This is a genomic window from Vibrio sp. 811, assembly GCF_033339195.1.
In genome coordinates this window covers 1-516 of sequence record NZ_JAWOUB010000960.1, presented here as the reverse complement: position 1 = coordinate 516, position 516 = coordinate 1, and the positions used below count along the sequence as shown (strand labels likewise).

The window sequence follows — 516 nt, the reverse complement described above, 5'->3', positions numbered from 1 at the left end:
ATAGTGGTGATGAGATCACACCATTGTCTATGTTGTGCAAACTTTTGATATGCACAAAGTTAATTCGATGAGGAATTGGAGCGAGTTTACATAGAAAATAAGCACGATAAATCAAACACTCTGTTCTTGATAAATCAGTTTACAGTGTAAAAACTCGTGATGTTGTTGCCTGCGAAGACTCAATTTAATCGAGAGTTGGGGCAGCGTTAAGCGCAATAAATCAAATTTAATATGAGTCATAGTTCATATGTTTGGCGTTTGAATTTCTTATCAATCATACAAAACACTACTATCACCGACCTGTAAAAATAAGCTGTAGTTTTGACTAACTGCAGCGTTCTTCGTCAATTTGTTGCCAGCGCCATGGAGGGCGTTATATGAAAAGGATAAATGTCATCGGTAGTAGCGGCAGTGGTAAGTCTACTTTCGCAAAAGCCTTAGCTCAGAAGCTCGACGTTACACATATCGAAATGGACAAATTGTTTTGGCCATTTCTGACAAGCCCACAGGCGCATT

1 protein-coding gene is annotated in these 516 nt (G+C 39.0%); it reads left to right on the top strand.

The window, feature by feature from the left end; translation table 11 throughout:
• Positions 1–377 precede the first annotated feature (377 nt).
• Positions 378–516 (top strand): AAA family ATPase (locus R7Q46_RS30355; protein ID WP_318078738.1); only part of this gene is annotated, 139 nt, incomplete at its 3' end.